The sequence below is a fragment of the Affinundibacterium nitidum genome (assembly GCF_014284155.1).
Lineage (GTDB): Bacteria > Pseudomonadota > Gammaproteobacteria > Burkholderiales > Burkholderiaceae_D > Undibacterium > Undibacterium nitidum.
In genome coordinates this window covers 1-19,381 of sequence record NZ_JACOFZ010000001.1, presented here as the reverse complement: position 1 = coordinate 19,381, position 19,381 = coordinate 1, and the positions used below count along the sequence as shown (strand labels likewise).

Sequence of the window (19,381 nt, the reverse complement as noted above, 5' to 3'; positions counted from 1 at the left end):
TTACTCCACCACAAAATGGCCTACGCCATCGGCACGAATAGAGACCGAGTCCTCGGCGACACGTAAATTGAAAACAAATGGGCGACTAACCGGCTCACGACCAAAAATGATTTTCAAACTATCTGTGTTCTGATCGATATTCGGAATAATTTCCAACTTCGTATTTGGGAAGGTGAATTCTCGGCCGCGTAAAGTATCAAGATCAAGGATTTGCTCCCAGCGATTATCATTGAGAACCAAGAAACGATAACCCGCTTGATTCGCTTCAAACGCGGTCGGACGGTTACGTACAATCGCTTCTTCACGAGCCAATTGCAGCAATAAAGAAATGCGTTGAGCATCCGTCTGCAAACGCTGACGCGTACTTTGCATTGCATTGAGTGATACAGCCCCCAACATAATTCCCATGATGACCAACACCACGAGTAATTCCAGAAGAGTGAAGCCACGACTACGCTTATGTTTCACATCAACGCCCAGTCAATTTCATGTACGAATTTTTAAGGCAAAAAAAAATCACAAATCCCAGGAACCGATGTCAGCATCATAGCCCGCACCACCAGGCTGCCCATCCTGACCATAAGAGAAAATCTCAACATCAGCCTTCAAGCCTGGAGACATGTATTGATATGAATTACCCCAAGGGTCTTTTGGCAGCTTCGAGATGTAGCCCTCTGGTTTGTATCCATTTGCCGCAGGACCAGCTGTTGGCTTTGCGACCAAGGCCTGCAATCCTTGTTCAGTTGTTGGGTAACGAAGATTATCAAGCTTATACATTTTCAGTGCACCAAGCATGGTCGAGATGTCCTGCTTCGCTTGAAGGACGCGAGCATCATCGGTCCGCCCCATCAACTTCGGAACAACCAAACTCGCTAGAATGCCCATAATCACAAGCACGATCATAATTTCGATCAAGGTAAAGCCAGCCATTTTTCGTGATTTGTGGAGAATCCCACTCACTGAATTAATCTTATTCATCATCATTAAACTCATTTAATTCGTTCTAACAAAACCAGAATCATTTTCATAGTGTATCTTCTATCAACAAACATACAGACCATGAAAAATTGACAAAATAACGCGAAGGAAATCCTAACACGAATACGCGCAAAAAAGACAACAAAAGTTCGAACTGCACGACTAATTGTAACTTGCGTTTTGACCGAATACGCTACCCTGCAAAAATTCTTACAAATCCTATACAAGACATGACATTAATAGCAAATCCCATAGCATTTGCTTGACTCCACCACCTGCGTCAAACGTTACCGAACCTAGTTACGGCGAGGATAGCCCTCTGCAAGAATTCTTTCCCACACTGCGTCTTTCTGTTCTTGCGTCATAAACACCCAATCTGCGACCTCAGCCACAGTTCTCCCACAACCGCGACAAACCTCATCGAAAGTTGTCGAACAAACTGCTACACAAGGTGTATCCGGGCGGTGTTTTTTATCTTCCATCTAAACTCCAATTTCAATTTATTCCCATTTGCGGGCAACACGACATACGATAAAAAAGTCAGGAAACAAACCGTATTCGACCTACCAGCAAACACTTTTGCCCTTGCTTGCACAATCTTTATTGACAGCAAGATTCAAACCACGAGAGAATCATGCTGATATTACAAAACCAATGCCATTTCAATCAGTAACTAAGCGCCTTCAAGCAAAGGAGATCGGCGATGACCAAAGATTTCATTCAATCTCTGATACTTTTAATCTTAGTGACTGACCCCTTCGGCAATATACCAATTTTTGTAAGTGCATTATCGCATGTCGCCCCTGAAAGGAGATGGCGAGTAGTGGTACGTGAATGCGCGATCGCGTTTGTCTTACTGCTGCTGTTCATGTTCTTTGGCAAGCATTTTTTAGAGGCACTTCAACTTTCCGAAGTATCACTAAGGATAGGCGGCGGTGTGATATTGTTTTTGATCGCTTTACGAATGGTATTTCCACAAGAAGGCGGCGTCTTCGGCGACACAGACGGTGACAACGAACCTTTTATCGTACCACTGGCAATCCCAGCGTTAGCCGGCCCGTCTTCCCTCGCAACCGTTCTCTTATTCTCATCCGACAGCAGAATGGATGTTGCGATCCACGTCGCAGCACTGACTGCTGTCGCGGTTGTCTGGCTAATCGTATTGCTGAGCGCAGAACGCATGCAAAGAGCACTCGGAGAGCGAACTATGACCGCGGTCGAGCGGTTGATGGGATTGATTTTGACCGCAATGGCTGTCGAGATGTTGCTTGCTGGAATACGTGACTATCTCAAAACATTGGGTTGATCAACTACCCCTGAAATAAATAGCGGAGCTAGATTGCCTCGCAACCACGTAATTGCGCAATCTTCTCTGCATCGTAACCAAGTGACTTGAGAATCTCTTCTGTGTGCTCGCCCAATTTAGGACCTAACCATTGTGTTTCACCAGGGGTCTCAGACAATTTTGGCGAAATCGCAGGCAATTTCACTGACTGCCCATCGCCAAATTGATGCTGCTCGAACATCCCCCTTGCTTGAAACTGGGGATCTTGCATCATATCTTTGACACTATAAATTTTTCCAACTGGAACATCCGCAACTCGCAGGCGAGCTAATGCTGTATCAATCGTTTGTGTTGCACACCAATCTTGAATCGCTTGGTCGATTTCTGCAGTTCTAGGCACACGCCCATCGTTTCGGACAAGGCCTGAATCATGAGCTAAGTCATCGCGCCCGATGGCGAGCATTAAGCGATGAAAAATTGCATCACCATTGCCAGCGATTACAATATTTTCTTGATCGCTAGTCGTGTAGGTGTTTGAAGGGACGATACCCGGTAGGGCACCTCCAGTACGTTCACGAATGACACCAGCATAATCAAACTCAGGAACCAACGACTCCATCAAGTTGAATACTGATTCGTATAGAGCGACATCCACCATCTGGCCTCGCCCAGCAATACACTCTGAACCCGTCTTACCATTCCAACGACCACCAGTCACATCACGGTGACGCAGAGCCATCATCGCACCAATGACACCATGTAGAGCTGCAACAGAATCACCAATGGAGATTCCAACGCGTACCGGCGGCCGGTCGGGATGCCCTGACACATAACGTAGGCCACCCATTGATTCGCCAATCGCACCAAAGCCAGGCAAGTCTCGCATTGGCCCCGTTTGTCCATAACCGGAAAGCCGAACCATAATCAAAGCAGGATTAACGGTGCTTAATTCTTCATAACCAAGCTGCCACTTTTCGAGAACACCTGGCCGATAATTCTCAATGATAACATCTGCTTGCAAAGCTAAATCCCGCGCAACTTCACGCCCCTCAGGCGTCTTTAGATTGAGGCAAATGCTTTTTTTATTTCGTGCTTGAACACTCCACCACAGCGAAGTTCCATCTTTCAGCACTCTCCACTGACGCAAAGGGTCTCCGCCGTCAGGAGCCTCCACTTTTATCACTTCAGCACCAAATTCGGCCAACATGCGCGAGCAAAAAGGTCCGGCTATAAGCGTACCTAATTCGAGCACCCTTATTCCGGCGAGAGGTCCAAAACTTTTATTTGCCATGATCAATCAAGTATTTCGGCGATCCAGCATGGCGCGTGCAATCGTCCCCGGATCCACATATTCAAGTTCACCACCAACGGGCACACCACGCGCCAATCGACTCACATGAAGTCCACGCACCTTTAGCGTTTCGCTTATGTAGTGCGCTGTAGCTTCGCCTTCATTATTAAAATTGGTTGCCAACACGACTTCCTTTACCACACCATCAGTAGCGCGGCGAATCAATTTATCGAGATGAATATCCTGTGGACCAACACCATCCAATGGAGACAAACGCCCCATCAAAACAAAGTACAGTCCTTTGTAGGTCATCGTTTGCTCTATCATGAGTTGGTCGCTCGGCGATTCGACCACACACAATAAACTGGTATCACGCTCAGAATCTTGACATGTATCGCACAATGTATTTTCCGTGAAGGTATTACAAGAGCCACAGTTATGAATCATGTTCAGGCCATTTATCATCGCCTGCCCAATCATTTGTGCGCCCTCGCGGTCGTGCTGCAATAAATGGTAAGCCATCCGCGTTGCCGATTTCGGCCCCACACCAGGAAGGCGGCGTAAAGCCTCAATCATTTGCTCCAAACTACTGAGTGATTTCACAATGCGATCTCAAAAATGAAATTGGCGCATCGCACGGAAAATGGAATTCCGATTGATGCGCCAAATATAAGGAATGACTCAACTCACCGAAATTAGAACGGCATTTTGAAACCTGGTGGCAATGGCATACCTGCTGTCAATGCCGACATTTTTTCTTGGCTAGTTGCTTCAGCTTTACGCACTGCGTCATTAAATGCAGCAGCGACCAAATCTTCCAACATATCTTTATCATCCGCCAGCAATGAAGGATCGATAGAAACCCGTTTCACGTCGTTTTTACAAGTCATCACGACTTTCACAAGACCAGCTCCTGACTGCCCTTCAACCTCAACCAATGCCAGTTGATCTTGAGCTTTCTTCATATTGTCTTGCATTGCTTGGGCTTGCTTCATCAGGCCTGCCAATTGATTTTTCATCATACTCAAATACTCCTCAACAAAAATACTAATACATTCTCTGTAGCTGCGACAGCTTCGTCCAGCATAACTTATTTCTTAAATTGGCCGTACACTACCTGTCAATATCGTCGCACCAAACTCACGCATCAAAGTTTGGACAAAGCCATCTTCTTGAATCGCTCGTTCCGCGAAATCTTGACGCTCCGCTCTTTCGGCCAGCGCTTGCGCATTAGCAGTCTGTTCAACGGCTCCGATCTCGGTTTCGATGCGAATCTCATGACCAGATTTAGCAAATCGCTCGTTTAATGCTGCCGATAGTTTTTCGAGACTTCCTGCCGACAATAAAGTTTGCACAGGCACACACAACCGAAAAACCACGGCATTACCGTTCACAAAGCATTGACGAAGCTCACTTTGCTGAGCCAATTGATGTGTGACACCACGCACAGGCAAAGAAGCCGCGAGATTCGGCCAGTGGCCGTCCCAGCTGATTTCAGCAATGGGTATTAATTGAAGGGGCTTTACTGTAAGTTTTGACGCTTCGACCTTCGGTACAACCGCTACTGGTGGAGCGAGTTCAACCAAAGCACCTGCCTCAGAAACTTCTCCATTTCTACTGTGTTGAGAATCAATCGTTTGACCAGCCTCGACAAAATAATCACTATCGTTAAGATCTTTTTGCTTCAATGGTGGCCCTGACTGCAGAGCAACTGAAGCAAACTCAGCATCATCCCAAGGTGGAGGCATTTCACCATCTTGCAAGTTGGTAGAGCTCACATCTCGATGTTCTGGAACCCTTGGCGCAATAGGCGTTACCTTTGGTGGCTCTTGCATCGCTTCAGCCTTGACTTGGGCTGGTGCTGTAGGCGCCACTACGACGTTAGATGACCTAACTGCAGCTCCTTGATTTCGACCACTCGCGGCACGTGCTGCTGCCAATGCTGCCATTGCAGGACTTAACTTACCGGAATTGGTTGTCGGTGCAGCTACCGCTAAAGAATTGTCGGCCTTAGGTGCAGGAGGTGGCAAGCGAATTCCTGCTAGCGCTTTGTCTTCAATCGTCTCTTGCTCAATATCTGGCTTATTTTCTGATTTGCTTTCTGCCTCTGAAGATTGAGTAACCGTTGATATCGATGACGAAGGCGTTTGAGCAGGTACCCCGTTTGGCATTAGCCCAACAGTTGCCGAGCGTGTCGCAGGATTACCGGAACTTGCCTGGGAAACTGCAGCCGAGCGATTAGGCGTTACGGGAGAAGGTCTTACTCCAGTTTGACCGCCACCGCCTGCTCCGCCAGCAGGTGGCAAATTTCCGGGGCGAAATGCGAGCATCCTTAGCAAGGTCATCGAGAAACCAGCATACTCATCCGGCGCCAAGCCGATTTCATTACGTCCATGTACCGCGATCTGGTAAAAAAGTTGCACTTCCTCTTTACTAAACAACTGAGCTAATCTGATCAATTCGGCACGCTCTGGCAAATCATCTGCCAGTGCCGCTGGCACCAATTGCGCGATTGAAATCTGATGCAGCAAGGTTCCTAAATCCTGCAAGGCCGACTTATACGACAAGCTACGAGCCGCCATTTCGTCTGCAACGGACAACAATGCAGCGCCATCTTCGACCGCTAATGCGTCCAATAATCGAATCAAATAAGATTGATCGAGTGCTCCAAGCATATTTTGTACTGCATCTAGACTTACCTTACCAGCAGCATATGCGATTGCTTGGTCAGTTAAGGACAAAGCATCGCGCATCGAGCCATGCGCACCTTGCGCCAACAAACGTAACGCAGGAACTTCAAAATCGATATGTTCTTGACCGAGAATATTTTCCAAGTGCCCGACAATATGACCAGGTGGCATTTGCTTCAAATTAAACTGCAAACACCGAGAAAGGACGGTAACAGGAATTTTTTGTGGGTCCGTCGTTGCGAGAATGAATTTGACATGCGGCGGTGGTTCTTCCAAAGTCTTCAACATCGAGTTGAAAGCATGGTTAGTCAGCATGTGCACCTCGTCGATCATATACACTTTAAATCGTGCATTGGAAGGCGCATAAATCGCTTGCTCTAACAACGAGGCCATCTCATCAACACCGCGGTTTGAAGCGGCGTCCATCTCAATGTAATCGACAAATCGCCCTGCATCGATCGCAGTACATGCATCGCATATGCCGCAAGCTTGGGCTGTGATTCCCTTTTCGCAGTTGAATGACTTTGCCAAGATTCGCGACAAGGTCGTTTTACCAACACCGCGCGTACCAGTGAACAAATATGCGTGATGCAGCCGCTGCTGTTCAAGCGCATGCGTCAAGGCACGAACAACGTGTTCTTGACCAACTAAAGTCTCAAAACTCTTAGGGCGATATTTTCGGGCGAGGACTTGATAGGACATACGACAATTTTACCTTATTCTTTGCCACCTATTTCAGGGTTATCGATTATAGCCTCGACTGGACGAAGAAAATCAGGGAATTTCGCAACTTATGAAAGACAAATCGAAGTAAGTACGTGCAAAAGTACTACGGAGAATGATTTTCTTTGTCGGCCCGTTGTAGATAGGCATTGAGTAGTTGGTCCTGAAGCCGCAACTCTTCTCGCAAAGCGGATACTTCTTGATGCAAAGCTCGAATATCATCGTGCAATTGGCGCTCAAACTCCTCTTCTTCTTCACCAACAAATAGAGCTGCGATATTTGCGGTCACGATCGAAAACATCGCATACCCCAACAAAACGATGAAAACCGCGAAGATTTTTGACGCGGGGGTCGACGGGACGATATCTCCATAACCCACCGTGGCGACAGTAGTGAACGCCAACCACACTCCATCAGCGTAATTTCCTACTCTTGGCTCAAGCCAATAAAATCCGGCCCCAGCCGTACTCAGCATTATAATCGCGAGAACGATCACCTGCACCAAATGGCTAGGCTGCATGTGTTGCAAAATTAAGGTGGCGATACGTAAGAGGATCACGGCACAAAGGCCAAGTCGAAATAACCATTCCAACATGCCCCATTGCACTTCGGTCGGAATAATACTGGCGATACAACCTAGTATGATTACCACATCGAGAATCAGCTTACCGTGTCGAGTTTTTTGCTTACGATGCGCCTGCCATTGCCAGAGTGTGTCTGCAAACAAAATAAGAGCAACGACGCCATAAAGGACATGGCCAATCATTCGTCCCTGCGCATTTTCCTGCGCTAACAATAAATAGAACGCTGGAATTGATAACAGCAGACCAAATAACAAAATTGGGCGAGAAAACCAAGTAAAGAAGTTGGCGCTCAAACCATATTCAAGTTCTACAATGCCATTTGCATCAACTTTATGCTGTCTCAATTTGTGTACTCCGCGCCCATGACAATTTTAAAAGCTGGTCATCCCAACATCAAATTAATGAACCAACATTGACTGTGACATAAGCTACTTAAGTATGCAATTGCGCAAAATCGTAATCCGACAAAATCGAATCCAAACTTTCATAAGTTTGTTATAGCGCAAGTTCAGACAAGTAAGAGAAAGGGCGAAACGAAGATGTTTGAAAGAGGCGAGCCTGATCTACGGCACTTACGGGAAATGACTGTGGCTGCTTCGTTCCCGACCTGACCAGATTGATCACGCCGTAATGCGCAGGGGCCCGCCAACCTCAATTATATCGCACAATACCAATGAGTGGCAAAAATCCCCAACGCAAATCAACTCAAGCATTATAGGCCGAGCTCCTGCCAAATCGAATCCACCCTCTTCTTTACCTCTGGCGTCATCTCTATCGTGCGCCCCCACTCACGACTGGTTTCACCTGGCCATTTATTGGTAGCATCAAGACCCATCTTACTTCCAAGGCCACTAATTGGAGAGGCGAAGTCTAGATAATCGATAGGAGTGTTATCGACCATTGTGGTGTCGCGCAAAGGGTCAACACGCGTGGTGATCGCCCAGATCACCTCTTTCCAATCTCGAATATTGACATCCTCATCGACAACAATAATAAATTTCGTGTACATAAATTGGCGCAAAAAGCTCCAAACACCAAACATGATCCGCTTCGCATGACCTGCATAAGACTTCTTCATCTGGACCACCGCCATACGGTAACTACATCCCTCGGGCGGCAAATAGAAGTCCGTAATTTCCGGAAACTGCTTTTGCAAAAGTGGAATGAATACCTCGTTTAATGCGACGCCTAAGACTGCAGGTTCATCGGGCGGTTTTCCGGTGTATGTTGAATGATAGATTGGATTTTCACGCATCGTGATTCTATCGATGGTAAACACGGGAAAACTATCTTGCTCATTATAGTAGCCAGTATGATCACCATAGGGGCCCTCAAGCGCATGTTCAAAGCCAGTAGGATGAGAATCGTCCGGATAAATATGCCCCTCAAGAACGATTTCAGCAGAGGCTGGCACTCTCAACTCACTGCCGATTGCCTTCACAAGTTCAGTACGACTGCCGCGAAGGAGGCCAGCAAACTGGTATTCTGAGAGCGTATCTGGCACTGGCGTGACAGCACCAAGTATTGTCGCAGGATCTGCACCCAAAGCTACTGCGATCGGATATGGCTTACCTTTATGAGCGATAGTGTGTTCACGAAAATCCAAGGCTCCACCACGATGAGCCAACCATCGCATGATGACCTTGTTGCGACCCAATACCTGCTGACGATAAATTCCAAGATTCTGACGTTTTTTATGAGGGCCCTTGGTTATCACCAATCCCCAAGTGATAAGCGGCGCAATATCACCCGGCCAGCAGTGCTGTATTGGAAGACGAGCCAAATCCACATCATTTCCTTCCCACACAATTTGCTGGCATGGGGCCGACCTTAATTCTTTTGGTGCCATATCCCAGACCGCCTTAATCAGAGACCCCATACCGAGCACGTCTTTGAATCCTTTAGGTGGTTCAGGTTCTTTAAGCGAAGACAGGACATGACCAATCTGACGCAATTCAGAAATATCGGCAGCCCCCATACCCATCGCTACCCGCTTTGGCGTACCAAACAAATTTCCTAATACGGGTATTTGGTGCCCAGTAGGATTAGTGAACAAAAGTGCTGGACCTTCATTACGCAAAGTGCGATCGCAGATTTCCGTCATCTCCAAAAATGGGGATACAGGTGTAACTACTTGTTTTAATTCATTTTGTTTCTCTAATTGAAAAATAAAATCCCGCAAATCCGTATATTTCATATTTTTTTACGCTTTTTTTGGTTCAATGTTTTGGGCAAAAAATATGCTCCAAGTGATTGATTTCATTCAGTTTTGCTGCATCGCAGCACGAAAAGTAAGATCTAAAAGTAATTAAAACTGATTTCTATAGTATTGACTCGATATAAATGCGCCCATACAATTCGCCAAAATTCAAAAACTACTGATTTGATTTACAGTAATTTTTAGCCAAGTCTAAAAACAACGCAACAAACAGTATCACTAAACCTTGGGATTCGGGTTCCCATGTCGGATTAAGGAAATCCTTAAATTCATCCCGAAAACGTTGTTTATCCTTTTTTGCCATGCATATGACACGACACAAAAGGATGAGTAACTCCGGCGCTCTTGCTCTTATGCCTGCTCCATCAGGTTGGGCTTGCGCGATGTTTCTGATTCGTTCCGCAATCAAATAAATGCCAAAGGCTTTTGTTTGAGGGTGGCTCGAGCACTCAGGAGGTAGTAATGATTCAAAACCTAATTTTAACAGCTCATACGCCGAGCCATTCTCGCTCTGCGCAAAAAGAAATGCAGCGTTTGCTTGCGAAGAAACGCAAGGTCGATGTTTTGACCACCGTATTACACACAACGGCTGCGCTTGGCATGCTTGCTATCGTTATTCTGGCATGCATGTTTTTCAATCCAGAATTGGCGACTAAGTTCAGATCGCTCTCGCCATTTGCCAATAGTGAAAATACTGCCCTGGAAAGTACGAGCACGCCGGATCTATCAATGATTATGGCAACACCTGAAATGATTTCTCAAAGCACCGAGCAAGAATCGACAGTCGATACAATCGCGGTGAGTAACACGAAATTACTAGGCGACCAACGCCAGCAATTGCTCGTCACAAATTGGCTCTCGAAACGTTACCGTGTAGCCAATGACGCAATCGATATGCTAGTTTCTGCGAGCTATCTCACTGCCAAAGAAACCAAGTTAGATCCACTACTTATTTTGTCGGTCATCGCGATTGAATCACGCTTCAACCCTTTTTCCGAAAGTCCAGTAGGGGCACAAGGACTAATGCAGGTCATGTCCAAGGTGCATAAGGATCGTTTTAATGAATTGGGCGGTGTTAAAGCGGCGTTGAACCCAGTGGCTAATATCAAAGTTGGTGCAATGATTCTGCGCGATTGCGTAAAAGCTGCCGGCTCTATCGAAGGTGGCCTTAAACGATATGTAGGTGCAACCGACAATGAAACAGACGGCGGCTATGGCAACTTGGTCTTAGCCGAGTACAAACGCCTTAAAGACGTCGCGGCTGGCAAGCCAGTTTCAATATTCTCTACCAACAAGCCAGCAAACATTGTTCGCCCTCAAGAAACGCCAGGTGATAAAACAATTGACGAACTTACAAATGAGAAAGTTACGCCAAAAGATCACAATGAGATCGTTGCGGGGATTTAATTCATCAACGACAAACATATAAAAAAAGCCCGATTAATTCGGGCTTTTTTTGCTTGAAGACTTCTCTGAAAGACCGTTTACTAATGCCGCTTTAGTCCGACAATCGAAGCCAAAATCATATTCATTAGCCACCTTAATTACTGCGTCACGAAAATCATGCATGATCTGAGATCGAATGCCGCCACTCGGATAAGCTAAAACATAATCATAACTAATCTCACCCGCAAATGGCTTCACCACCACTCCATTTTTACGCCAAATTTTGGCAGCGAATGGTTCAACCAAAGAGAGCCCTAACCCATGTGCCACCATCGCATAACGTGTATGTGAAGTGTGGGTCTTAATAACATTTCTAGGTACACTCTTTGCGGCCTGCAAACTTTCGAGTTCCTTTTCATAATTCTGTGAAATGATAGGTACCCAACCGATCATATTTTCACCGTCGATATCCTCCGGAAAGATCATATCCTTCTCGACAAGTCTATGCCCCTCGGGCAAAGCACAAGACACATTCACCTTTAGTATCTTTTCAATCTCAATGCCAGCAAACGCTGGGAACTCAAGTGCGATAGCCATATCGACTTTCATATCTTGCAATCGTACTAAGATCTCAGGGCCATTGCAGGTATCGACCGTTACAGGCACGTTTGGATGATATTTAAAGAATTCTTTCAAGACTAAGGGCATTAATGTAGTCGAAAGTACAAATAGACAAGCGACCGATATACCTTCAGGTGCATCAGCACGTATATTGGCCGCAACTTGAGTCAATCTCTCAAGACCAAGAAAATTCTCTTCTACGGCCCGATAGAATCGAACTCCAGCCGTAGTCGGCTCTAAACGGCCTTTAGAGCGATTGAACAACCGGAATCCAAGGCTATCCTCAAGATCTGCAACCAGACGGCTAATTGCGGGCTGAGAAATGTTCATCTTTCTAGCTGCCCCCAAACTCGTACCAGCGACCATCAAACAACGAAATGCCTCGATTTGTCTAAATTTCATCATTTTTATATAAGTTTTTTATTAGAATAATCTTTATATTATGACCGGCCCCGAGCTTATAACAAAATCGCATAGAGTATGTGATTTTACGATTAGACATGATACGTAAAATTTGAAATACTCTACTTTTAGATGCAAAAAAGGTAAAAAACCACGCTGATTTATATCGAAAGAACAATCAAGTGGAAGAAATACAATAAAAATTAAAGCGGTATATTACTCAAAAGGTCATTTCCGAATAGTCACAATTATCAGTTGTGGTGAAGTCCTTATTTATTTCACTAGTCTTTTTGAATCGTATTCTTAGGGGGAGGAATAAAGATGCTTGCATGCGGAACTGTTAAACTTTTTGGTCTAGACGAAAAACTCGATCTAGAGACTGGGCTACGCAGGTCTAAACTCACACACCATTATTTAGGTGATATACAGGCAGAATCGCGCTTTGAGTGTTTAGCATTCGCTGGGAATGGAGGGGTCTCGAGTTTCGTGGGGCTCGAATACTTGAACGGGAAAATTGGTGATCGCCGTGGTGGCTTTATTTTGCAACATGTTGGTTCGGTCAAATCGGGGCAATCGATCAGCACACTTAACGTGATCACAGGTTCAGGTACAGGCGATTTTGAAGGAATTCGCGGACACGGACGTACGACTTGGAGCTCGGGTGGTAATGAAGGTTCTCAAGTGCTATTAGAATATAGCTTTGATTAGCACGAAAATAGATCCAATACATATATAAAAAAGGCCCTCAATCGAGGGCCTTTTTCATCTAATCTGTCAATTGCTCCTTATTTCGAAGAAACCTCAACCACACGAAGTTGTGCCGCCAATTTATCGAGCACACCGTTCACATATTTATGACCGTCTTGTCCACCAAATGATTTCGTCAATTCCACCGCTTCGTTAATAACGACGCGATAAGGAATTTCCAAATGGTTTTTCAATTCATAAGCGCCAATGAGCAAAGCAGCGTGTTCGATAGGTGACAGTTCCGCGATGCCACGATCAATAAAAGGCGCGAACTGCTGACGAAGTTCAATCGATTGATTAATCGCACCATGCAAGAGTGCATCAAAGTGCTCTCGATCAGCCTTATCGAAACCGTGCGCTTCTCGAATATGTGCATCAATTACGCCAGAATCTTCATTATTTAAGAGCCATTGGTAAATACCTTGAAGTGCAAACTCACGGGCGCGATGGCGTGGTGAGCGACTCTTATTTGGATTGGCGTGTTGTGAAGTGGTAGTCATAGTTTTGCCTTCGTATTTTGTCGTAGTAGTGCCAATGCACTACAAATTAATCTGCTTCGTAATGAATGTCTTCGGTGGCTTCAGCGAGTTCTTCCAGCGCTAAAGTCAAATTCGCCATTTCAATCGCAACGCGTGCCGCATCTGCCCCCTTTTCATGCATCCGCACTTCGGCCTGCTCATCATTTTCGGTCGTCAAAATTGCATTTGCAATTGGAATACCAGTGTCTAATCCAACGCGTGTAATGCCCGCACCTGATTCATTTGAGACTAACTCAAAGTGATAGGTCTCACCACGAATGACTGCACCCAAAGCGATCAAAGCATCAAACTGGTGAGTGGCTGCCAGCTTTTGCAAAGCTAGTGGCACTTCCAAGGCGCCTGGCACAGTGACATGCAAGACATCCTCATCCATCACGCCGAGACGTTTTAACTCCGATAAGCATGAGCTTAACAATCCTTCGCCAATATTCTCGTTGAAGCGTGCTTGAACAATCCCAACGCGCACGCCTGCACCATCTAAATTTGATTCATAGTGTCCTACTGTCATGTTTATTCCTTTTCGCGACCAGATCGCATTAAATTTTCTTTTGCTTGAATGCCAGTGTCAGAACAGCATAGACTATTTTGTTGGGCAATCGAGATAGCCTGTCACTTCCAAATTGAAACCTGTCATTGATGGCATCTTACGTGGATTAGCCAGCAAACGCATCTTGCCCACTCCAACATCACGTAAAATCTGCGCTCCAATGCCATAAGTGCGCAAATCCATCCGGGCTGCACGCCCCTGAGGCTTTTTCTCTGGTGTATTCAACGCATTAAACTGTGAGAAAAGCTGTTCGGCGGTCTCTTCGCAATTGAGCAGCACCATTACGCCACTTGGTGCTGCTTGTATTGCTTGTAGGGCACTCGCTATATTCCATGAGTGTGTTGTTACCTGTGTTTCAAGCAAATCGAGAATTGAAACAGGTTGATGCACGCGCACTAGCGTTTCAACATCAGCCGAGACATCGCCATGGACCAAGACTAAGTGAGCTGAGTTACTCGGAATATCGCGATAGACAATCGCATCGAAACGGCCATGTACGGTTTGCATAGGGCGCTCAGCAACACGTTGCACCATACTTTCATTTTGACTGCGATAGCGAATCAGATCTGCAATGGTACCGATCTTCAGCCCATGCGTCGCCGCGAATTCAAGCAAATCTGGCAAACGTGCCATTGTGCCATCATCTTTCATAATCTCACAAATTACAGATGATGGATTGAGCCCAGCTAACTCTGCTAAATCGCACCCAGCCTCTGTATGACCAGCGCGCATCAAAACACCACCTTTTTGCGCTTTTAATGGAAACACATGTCCCGGTTGCACAATGTCGTCAGCCGTCATATTCGGGTCGACAGCAACTTGGATAGTACGTGCTCGGTCAGCCGCTGAAATACCGGTCGTAACCCCTTCTGCAGCTTCAATCGAGACCGTGAAATTTGTACCATACGCAGTACCGTTACGACTAGACATCATCGCAAGGTTCAACTGGTCGCACCGTTCTTCAGTCAAGGTCAAACAGATCAATCCTCGTCCGTACTTCGCCATAAAATTGATGGCCTCTGGCGTGACGAACTCCGCGGCAAGTACTAGGTCGCCTTCATTTTCGCGATCCTCTTCGTCGACCAAAATCACCATACGACCGGCGCGCAGTTCTTCGACAATTTCTTGGGTATTTGAAATATTCATGCTGTACTTTGCTTGGACGTGTCACCAATTCGAACTCAGTGAACACAAAATGTTGTAACCCTCTATTCTAAAGGATTTACACAACGATGCAGAAACACAATGCACAAATCTTGCCTTTCTATTAGCAAAATAATGATTTTTATCTGCTTTTTCGAGCGCTTGCTCGGATTCTTAAGGAACTCTCGTTCTTCCAGTTAGATTTACTCTGTCCAACATGTTGACAGTGCCGTCGATGCAAGGTCAGAAACAAAATTTAAAAAAGAAAAAGCCACAACATCGCAAAATGTTATGGCTTTATGCGCCCCCAGTGGGCGACTCAAATCAATCGCCTAGTGTCCGTGTCCATCACCATAGGTCTGTACATTGACGGGTACATTCACTCCATTTTTTCCCTCGAAGAAAAATGGCTTACGTGTCTTATTACGAAGGCCGATTTCGTTCATCGTATTTACGTCGTATAAACGTCCATTCAACATTACGTGGGAAATCTGATCCGAATTACGAATATCCTTCAACACATCACCATTCAAAATTACCATGTCAGCCAACTTTCCAACCTCTAGCGAACCGATATCCTTATCCATACCAAGATAAGCCGCGCCATTGAGTGTCGCAGAACGTATCACTTCGAGCGGCGTCATGCCGCCACGTGCCAACGTCCACATCTCCCAGTGAGCACCAAGTCCCTCGCGTTGACCATGAGCACCGATATTGACAGCTACACCTGCTCGTTGCAATTCAGTCGCAGTGCGGGCGATATTGAATACATTAAAATCTTCCTCGGGTGCTGTCTCACGACGCACGCTACGTGGTTCCAGAACAGAGCGTGGCACATAACGAGACAAAATCGGATGCTTCCACACATCTGTTCTCGCATACCAATAATGTTCGCCATCTAATCCACCATAACCAACGATCAATGTGGGCGTGTAACCGACCTTGGTTTGAGACCATAACTGTTTCACATCTTCGTACGCGTTCGCTACTGGAATCGAGTGTTCGACGCCTGTGTGGCCATCGACTACCATCGTCATATTGTGCTGAAACAGAGAACCACCCTCGGGTACAACCATCATATTTGTCTGGCGCGCTGCTTCGAGAATTTGCTGACGCTGCTCACGACGTGGTTGGTTATAGCTTTTTACTGAAATTGCCCCTGCTGCTTTGAGGCGTTTTAAATGAGTTAGCGCATCTTCGTAACTATTCACGACCGCGCTAAAATTCGCCTTTGCTCCGTAAAGGATTGTCCCAGTCGAGAAAATTCTGGGAGCAACCACTTGACCCGCCTTTTGCATCTCGCTATGAGTAAAAATCTCAGAGGTATCATTCGACGGATCATGAATCGTCGTCACACCAAAAGCGAGCGATGCATAATCGACCCAGCTTTGCTGCGGGATAAGCTCTGACTCCCCCATACCGCCATGCCAGTGAACATCAACGAGGCCAGGGATAATCGTCTTCCCCTTCGCATCAACGACGTTCGCACCGGCAGGGATTGCAATCTCTTCCGACTTACCAATTGCAGCAATCCGATTATCACGAATAAGGATGCGCGCATTTTCAATCACCTCGTCGCCACGCATCGTGACTACGCGCGCTCCAGAGACAACCGTCACGCCTGAAGGTTTATCAGAAGGTGCTCGGAATCCAATTTGAAGCCCATTCTCAGCTGGCTTTGGCAACTCTTTCGACGCTCCATCAATGAATGCGAAGCTATCAATTAATGGACTTGTAAATAGTTGATCACCAAGGCTGAAATGTATTTTTTTGCTGTCACCAGACCAATGCAAATAGTCCCCAGCGTTCACATCTAATTGCTTGACCGGAACAGCATCAGATTTCGAGCCAACAGTAATTGCTTTACCAATTGCAGGCATAGGCATCACATACACATGGAAACGCTCGGTAAAAGCCAGCCATTTACCATCTGGCGAGACTGAAAAGTTTGATGCAAAGTCGCCACGAGCGACCGCGAACTCTTCTGATTTGCTTAGATTAATCCGAAACAAAGATGTCGACCAATCGACCTCACTCGTATATTTGGTCCGTGTTAAATACAAGGTATTATTATCGACTCCAAACTGCGGATTTTCACCATCCTCTGCCACCAAACGCGGGGATGACTTTCCATCAGAACTGACGGCGTAGACACCGTTCTCAAGGCCAAACCAAGGTGTAGTCAGGTAGCCACCACGCACCTTTCGATAAACGACCGTCTTGCCATCAGGGGACACCGTAGGATCAATGTATTTGCCTAGCTCTTTTGTCAACACTTGCTCACGGTCACTCTCCAGATCGTAGGTACGAATCGAGCCCGTTGTTTGATCATGCCAGGTTGCGTAGACGACAGACTTACCATCTCGCGAAAACTGCGGAAAGTACTCAAAATGTTCGCTTTGCTTCGTTAATCGACGAGGCGTACCGTTTGGTAAATCGCGGATATAGATATGTCCCAAAGCAGAATACAAGACCTTGTCACCTTTTGGTGACACGTTCACCCAGCGCAATTGCTTCACATCAAATTGATCTGCACCGACCTCGGTACTAAATCGAACAGCGGAACGAATATCCCTACTGTCTTTCACATGAAATGGTATTTCTTTGGCACTCTTAGCAAATGGGTCAACTCGCCAGATCTTACCTTGGGCCCAAACCACGATTTCTTTGGCTCCGGGCATCCAAGCGAATGCAGGATAAACACCATGCACTGCCCATGCTTCTTGCATATCACGCTCTAAATGTGCCCAAACCGGCATCTCTTCTCCGGTTTTTAAATCCTTCAAAAACAAAGTACTTTGATTTCGAATACGACGCACAAAAGCCAAATATTTACCATCGGGTGATGGTGTAGGTCGCACAGCACCACCTGGGCCACTAACCAAAGAAATCGTTTTCCCATCGATCAAATCTTTACGGAAGATTTGATAAATTTGTCCATTCGAATTCTTGTTATATTCAAACGAAGAACCACCAGTCGTATCTTGAGAATAGTAAACATAGCGGCCGTCAGGTGAAAAAGCTGGCTCGCCTAAATCTTTCTGCCAGTTTGGTTTTTCGTTGAGTTGAACTCCGGAACCACCGCTCGTGTGATACATCCAGATTTCGCCGGAACCAAGGGATCGTGTTCCTGAAAAATGTTTGCGTGCAGCAATATACTGACCGTTCGGATGCCACACAGGATTGTTTAATAAACGGAAGTCTTCCTTCGTGACCGGATGTGGATTGGAGCCATCTACATTCATCACCCAAATATTATCGCCACCACCAGCATCAGACATGAAGGCGATTTGTTTCCCATCTGGTGAATAGCGAGCCTGCATTTCCCAAGCCATTGAGTGCGTCAAGGCTTTAGCATCACCACCCTCAATTGGTATCACATATATATCACCAAGCATGTCGAACAGCACCTGTTTTCCATCAGGACTCACGTCAACGCTGATCCAAGTACCAGACTTAATATCGAGATTAATGGTCTTTGTTTCGCTAGGTGGGGAATTAACATCCCATTTCTTCTTTGGTACATCAGCAGAGTTACTGAGACCAGAAATCAAACACATCGCGATAAACAGGCTTCGACTGTAGCTAAGACGCATAGCAAACTCCGTGTAATTATTATCTAAGGAAGGACAAAACTTATCATAGACCAAGCTTGAACCGAACGGTCGTTGGACAAACACAAATTAACTTGGTTCAACAGCAGCCCCCTGATATTCGCTCTATTCCTTAGATTTAGGACGATCAAATTGGGTAGGTAAAAATGAGCTTAGGCAGGATATTAGGCCCAATTGAGTTGACGATGTTTTCCGTAAGCGCAAAGCAAAAGCCCCTGATTCGCTGGAATCAGGGGCTTTCTGGGATAAGAGCCTGACGATGACCTACTTTCACACTGGTTGCAGCACTATCATCGGCGCAAAGTCGTTTCACTGTCCTGTTCGGGATGGGAAGGTGTGGGACCAACTTGCTATAGTCATCAGGCATAACTTGTTGATTTGTTGAGAGCGCGTTGTTTTGTCGCTTTCAGCAAATCCAATTGGGAAGAAGTAGACGATGTTATCGTCAGAAATAATCGGTTGTGACTGCTCAAACAATATGGGCAAACACTTTTGTAATACTTGTCGTAGTTATCTATAACTGACCAAAGTTATAGGGACAAGCCGTACGGGCAATTAGTACTGGTTAGCTTAATGCATTACTGCACTTCCACACCCAGCCTATCAACGTCCT

At 46.0% G+C, this 19,381-nt stretch carries 17 protein-coding genes, 2 rRNA genes and 1 other RNA gene; 3 read left to right on the top strand and 17 right to left on the bottom strand.

Features of this window, described 5'->3' with window-relative positions; genetic code table 11:
* The 3 genes from H8K36_RS00100 to H8K36_RS00090 all read right to left on the bottom strand — a co-directional run bounded on the left by H8K36_RS00100 (position 1) and on the right by H8K36_RS00090 (position 1,460).
* Complete coding sequence (locus H8K36_RS00100) at positions 1 to 468, bottom strand: GspH/FimT family pseudopilin (RefSeq protein WP_186915660.1); 468 nt, start codon at positions 466 to 468, stop codon at positions 1 to 3.
* A 48-nt stretch (positions 469 to 516) separates the two neighbouring features.
* Positions 517 to 984 carry a type II secretion system major pseudopilin GspG gene (gene gspG, locus H8K36_RS00095; RefSeq protein ID WP_230404315.1) on the bottom strand — a complete coding sequence of 156 codons (468 nt, stop codon included), beginning with the start codon at positions 982 to 984 and terminating at the stop codon, positions 517 to 519.
* Positions 985 to 1,274: 290 nt separating this feature from the next.
* A complete protein-coding gene (locus H8K36_RS00090; protein WP_186915661.1) occupies positions 1,275 to 1,460 on the bottom strand; it encodes a DUF1289 domain-containing protein in 186 nt (61 codons plus the stop codon).
* Between the two features lie 221 nt (positions 1,461 to 1,681).
* Here H8K36_RS00090 and H8K36_RS00085 point away from each other — a divergent pair, with 221 nt between their 5' ends.
* Positions 1,682 to 2,284, top strand: coding sequence for a MarC family protein (locus H8K36_RS00085; RefSeq protein ID WP_186915662.1), 603 nt, complete (start codon positions 1,682 to 1,684; stop codon positions 2,282 to 2,284).
* Positions 2,285 to 2,312: 28 nt separating this feature from the next.
* On the opposite strand, the gene H8K36_RS00080 is transcribed toward H8K36_RS00085, so the two are convergent.
* From H8K36_RS00080 to ubiD, 7 genes are all read right to left on the bottom strand, one after another.
* Positions 2,313 to 3,554 (bottom strand): CaiB/BaiF CoA transferase family protein, encoded by a 1,242-nt coding sequence (locus tag H8K36_RS00080; protein WP_186915663.1) that lies wholly within the window; start codon positions 3,552 to 3,554, stop codon positions 2,313 to 2,315.
* A 6-nt stretch (positions 3,555 to 3,560) separates the two neighbouring features.
* On the bottom strand, positions 3,561 to 4,157 hold the full coding sequence (gene recR / locus H8K36_RS00075; RefSeq protein ID WP_186915664.1) for a recombination mediator RecR: 597 nt from the start codon (positions 4,155 to 4,157) through the stop codon (positions 3,561 to 3,563).
* 92 nt (positions 4,158 to 4,249) lie between these two features.
* The gene (locus tag H8K36_RS00070) at positions 4,250 to 4,576 is read right to left on the bottom strand and encodes a YbaB/EbfC family nucleoid-associated protein (RefSeq protein ID WP_186915665.1); all 327 of its coding nucleotides are present in this window, start codon (positions 4,574 to 4,576) and stop codon (positions 4,250 to 4,252) included.
* Between the two features lie 75 nt (positions 4,577 to 4,651).
* The gene (locus H8K36_RS00065) at positions 4,652 to 6,946 is read right to left on the bottom strand and encodes a DNA polymerase III subunit gamma/tau (RefSeq protein ID WP_186915666.1); all 2,295 of its coding nucleotides are present in this window, start codon (positions 6,944 to 6,946) and stop codon (positions 4,652 to 4,654) included.
* A gap of 127 nt (positions 6,947 to 7,073) precedes the next feature.
* Positions 7,074 to 7,895, bottom strand: coding sequence for a potassium channel family protein (locus tag H8K36_RS00060; RefSeq protein WP_186915667.1), 822 nt, complete (start codon positions 7,893 to 7,895; stop codon positions 7,074 to 7,076).
* Positions 7,896 to 8,099: 204 nt separating this feature from the next.
* An RNA gene (ffs, locus tag H8K36_RS00055) (signal recognition particle sRNA small type) lies at positions 8,100 to 8,198 on the bottom strand.
* Between the two features lie 65 nt (positions 8,199 to 8,263).
* Complete coding sequence (gene ubiD, locus H8K36_RS00050; RefSeq protein ID WP_186915668.1) at positions 8,264 to 9,748, bottom strand: 4-hydroxy-3-polyprenylbenzoate decarboxylase; 1,485 nt, start codon at positions 9,746 to 9,748, stop codon at positions 8,264 to 8,266.
* Between the two features lie 483 nt (positions 9,749 to 10,231).
* Here ubiD and H8K36_RS00045 point away from each other — a divergent pair, with 483 nt between their 5' ends.
* On the top strand, positions 10,232 to 11,176 hold the full coding sequence (locus tag H8K36_RS00045) for a lytic transglycosylase domain-containing protein (protein WP_186915669.1): 945 nt from the start codon (positions 10,232 to 10,234) through the stop codon (positions 11,174 to 11,176).
* Between the two features lie 33 nt (positions 11,177 to 11,209).
* Here H8K36_RS00045 and H8K36_RS00040 read toward each other — a convergent pair whose 3' ends face one another.
* Positions 11,210 to 12,178 carry a LysR substrate-binding domain-containing protein gene (locus H8K36_RS00040; RefSeq protein ID WP_329604207.1) on the bottom strand — a complete coding sequence of 323 codons (969 nt, stop codon included), beginning with the start codon at positions 12,176 to 12,178 and terminating at the stop codon, positions 11,210 to 11,212.
* Positions 12,179 to 12,499: 321 nt separating this feature from the next.
* On the opposite strand from H8K36_RS00040, the gene H8K36_RS00035 reads away from it, so the two are divergent.
* Positions 12,500 to 12,886, top strand: a complete 387-nt coding sequence (locus tag H8K36_RS00035; protein ID WP_186915671.1) for a DUF3224 domain-containing protein — start codon at positions 12,500 to 12,502, stop codon at positions 12,884 to 12,886.
* Between the two features lie 77 nt (positions 12,887 to 12,963).
* Here the strand turns inward: H8K36_RS00035 and nusB are convergent, their stop codons facing one another.
* From nusB to H8K36_RS00005, 6 genes are all read right to left on the bottom strand, one after another.
* A complete protein-coding gene (gene nusB, locus H8K36_RS00030) occupies positions 12,964 to 13,425 on the bottom strand; it encodes a transcription antitermination factor NusB (protein WP_186915672.1) in 462 nt (153 codons plus the stop codon).
* 46 nt (positions 13,426 to 13,471) lie between these two features.
* Positions 13,472 to 13,972, bottom strand: coding sequence for a 6,7-dimethyl-8-ribityllumazine synthase (gene ribH / locus H8K36_RS00025; protein WP_186915673.1), 501 nt, complete (start codon positions 13,970 to 13,972; stop codon positions 13,472 to 13,474).
* Positions 13,973 to 14,044: 72 nt separating this feature from the next.
* Positions 14,045 to 15,157: a bifunctional 3,4-dihydroxy-2-butanone-4-phosphate synthase/GTP cyclohydrolase II gene (gene ribBA, locus H8K36_RS00020; RefSeq protein ID WP_186915674.1), complete on the bottom strand. Its 1,113-nt coding sequence runs from the start codon at positions 15,155 to 15,157 to the stop codon at positions 14,045 to 14,047.
* Positions 15,158 to 15,486: 329 nt separating this feature from the next.
* Positions 15,487 to 18,750 carry an amidohydrolase family protein gene (locus H8K36_RS00015; protein WP_186915675.1) on the bottom strand — a complete coding sequence of 1,088 codons (3,264 nt, stop codon included), beginning with the start codon at positions 18,748 to 18,750 and terminating at the stop codon, positions 15,487 to 15,489.
* A 269-nt stretch (positions 18,751 to 19,019) separates the two neighbouring features.
* Positions 19,020 to 19,132, bottom strand: a 5S ribosomal RNA gene (gene rrf / locus H8K36_RS00010).
* 170 nt (positions 19,133 to 19,302) lie between these two features.
* A 23S ribosomal RNA gene (locus H8K36_RS00005) occupies positions 19,303 to 19,381 on the bottom strand; the annotation flags it as partial.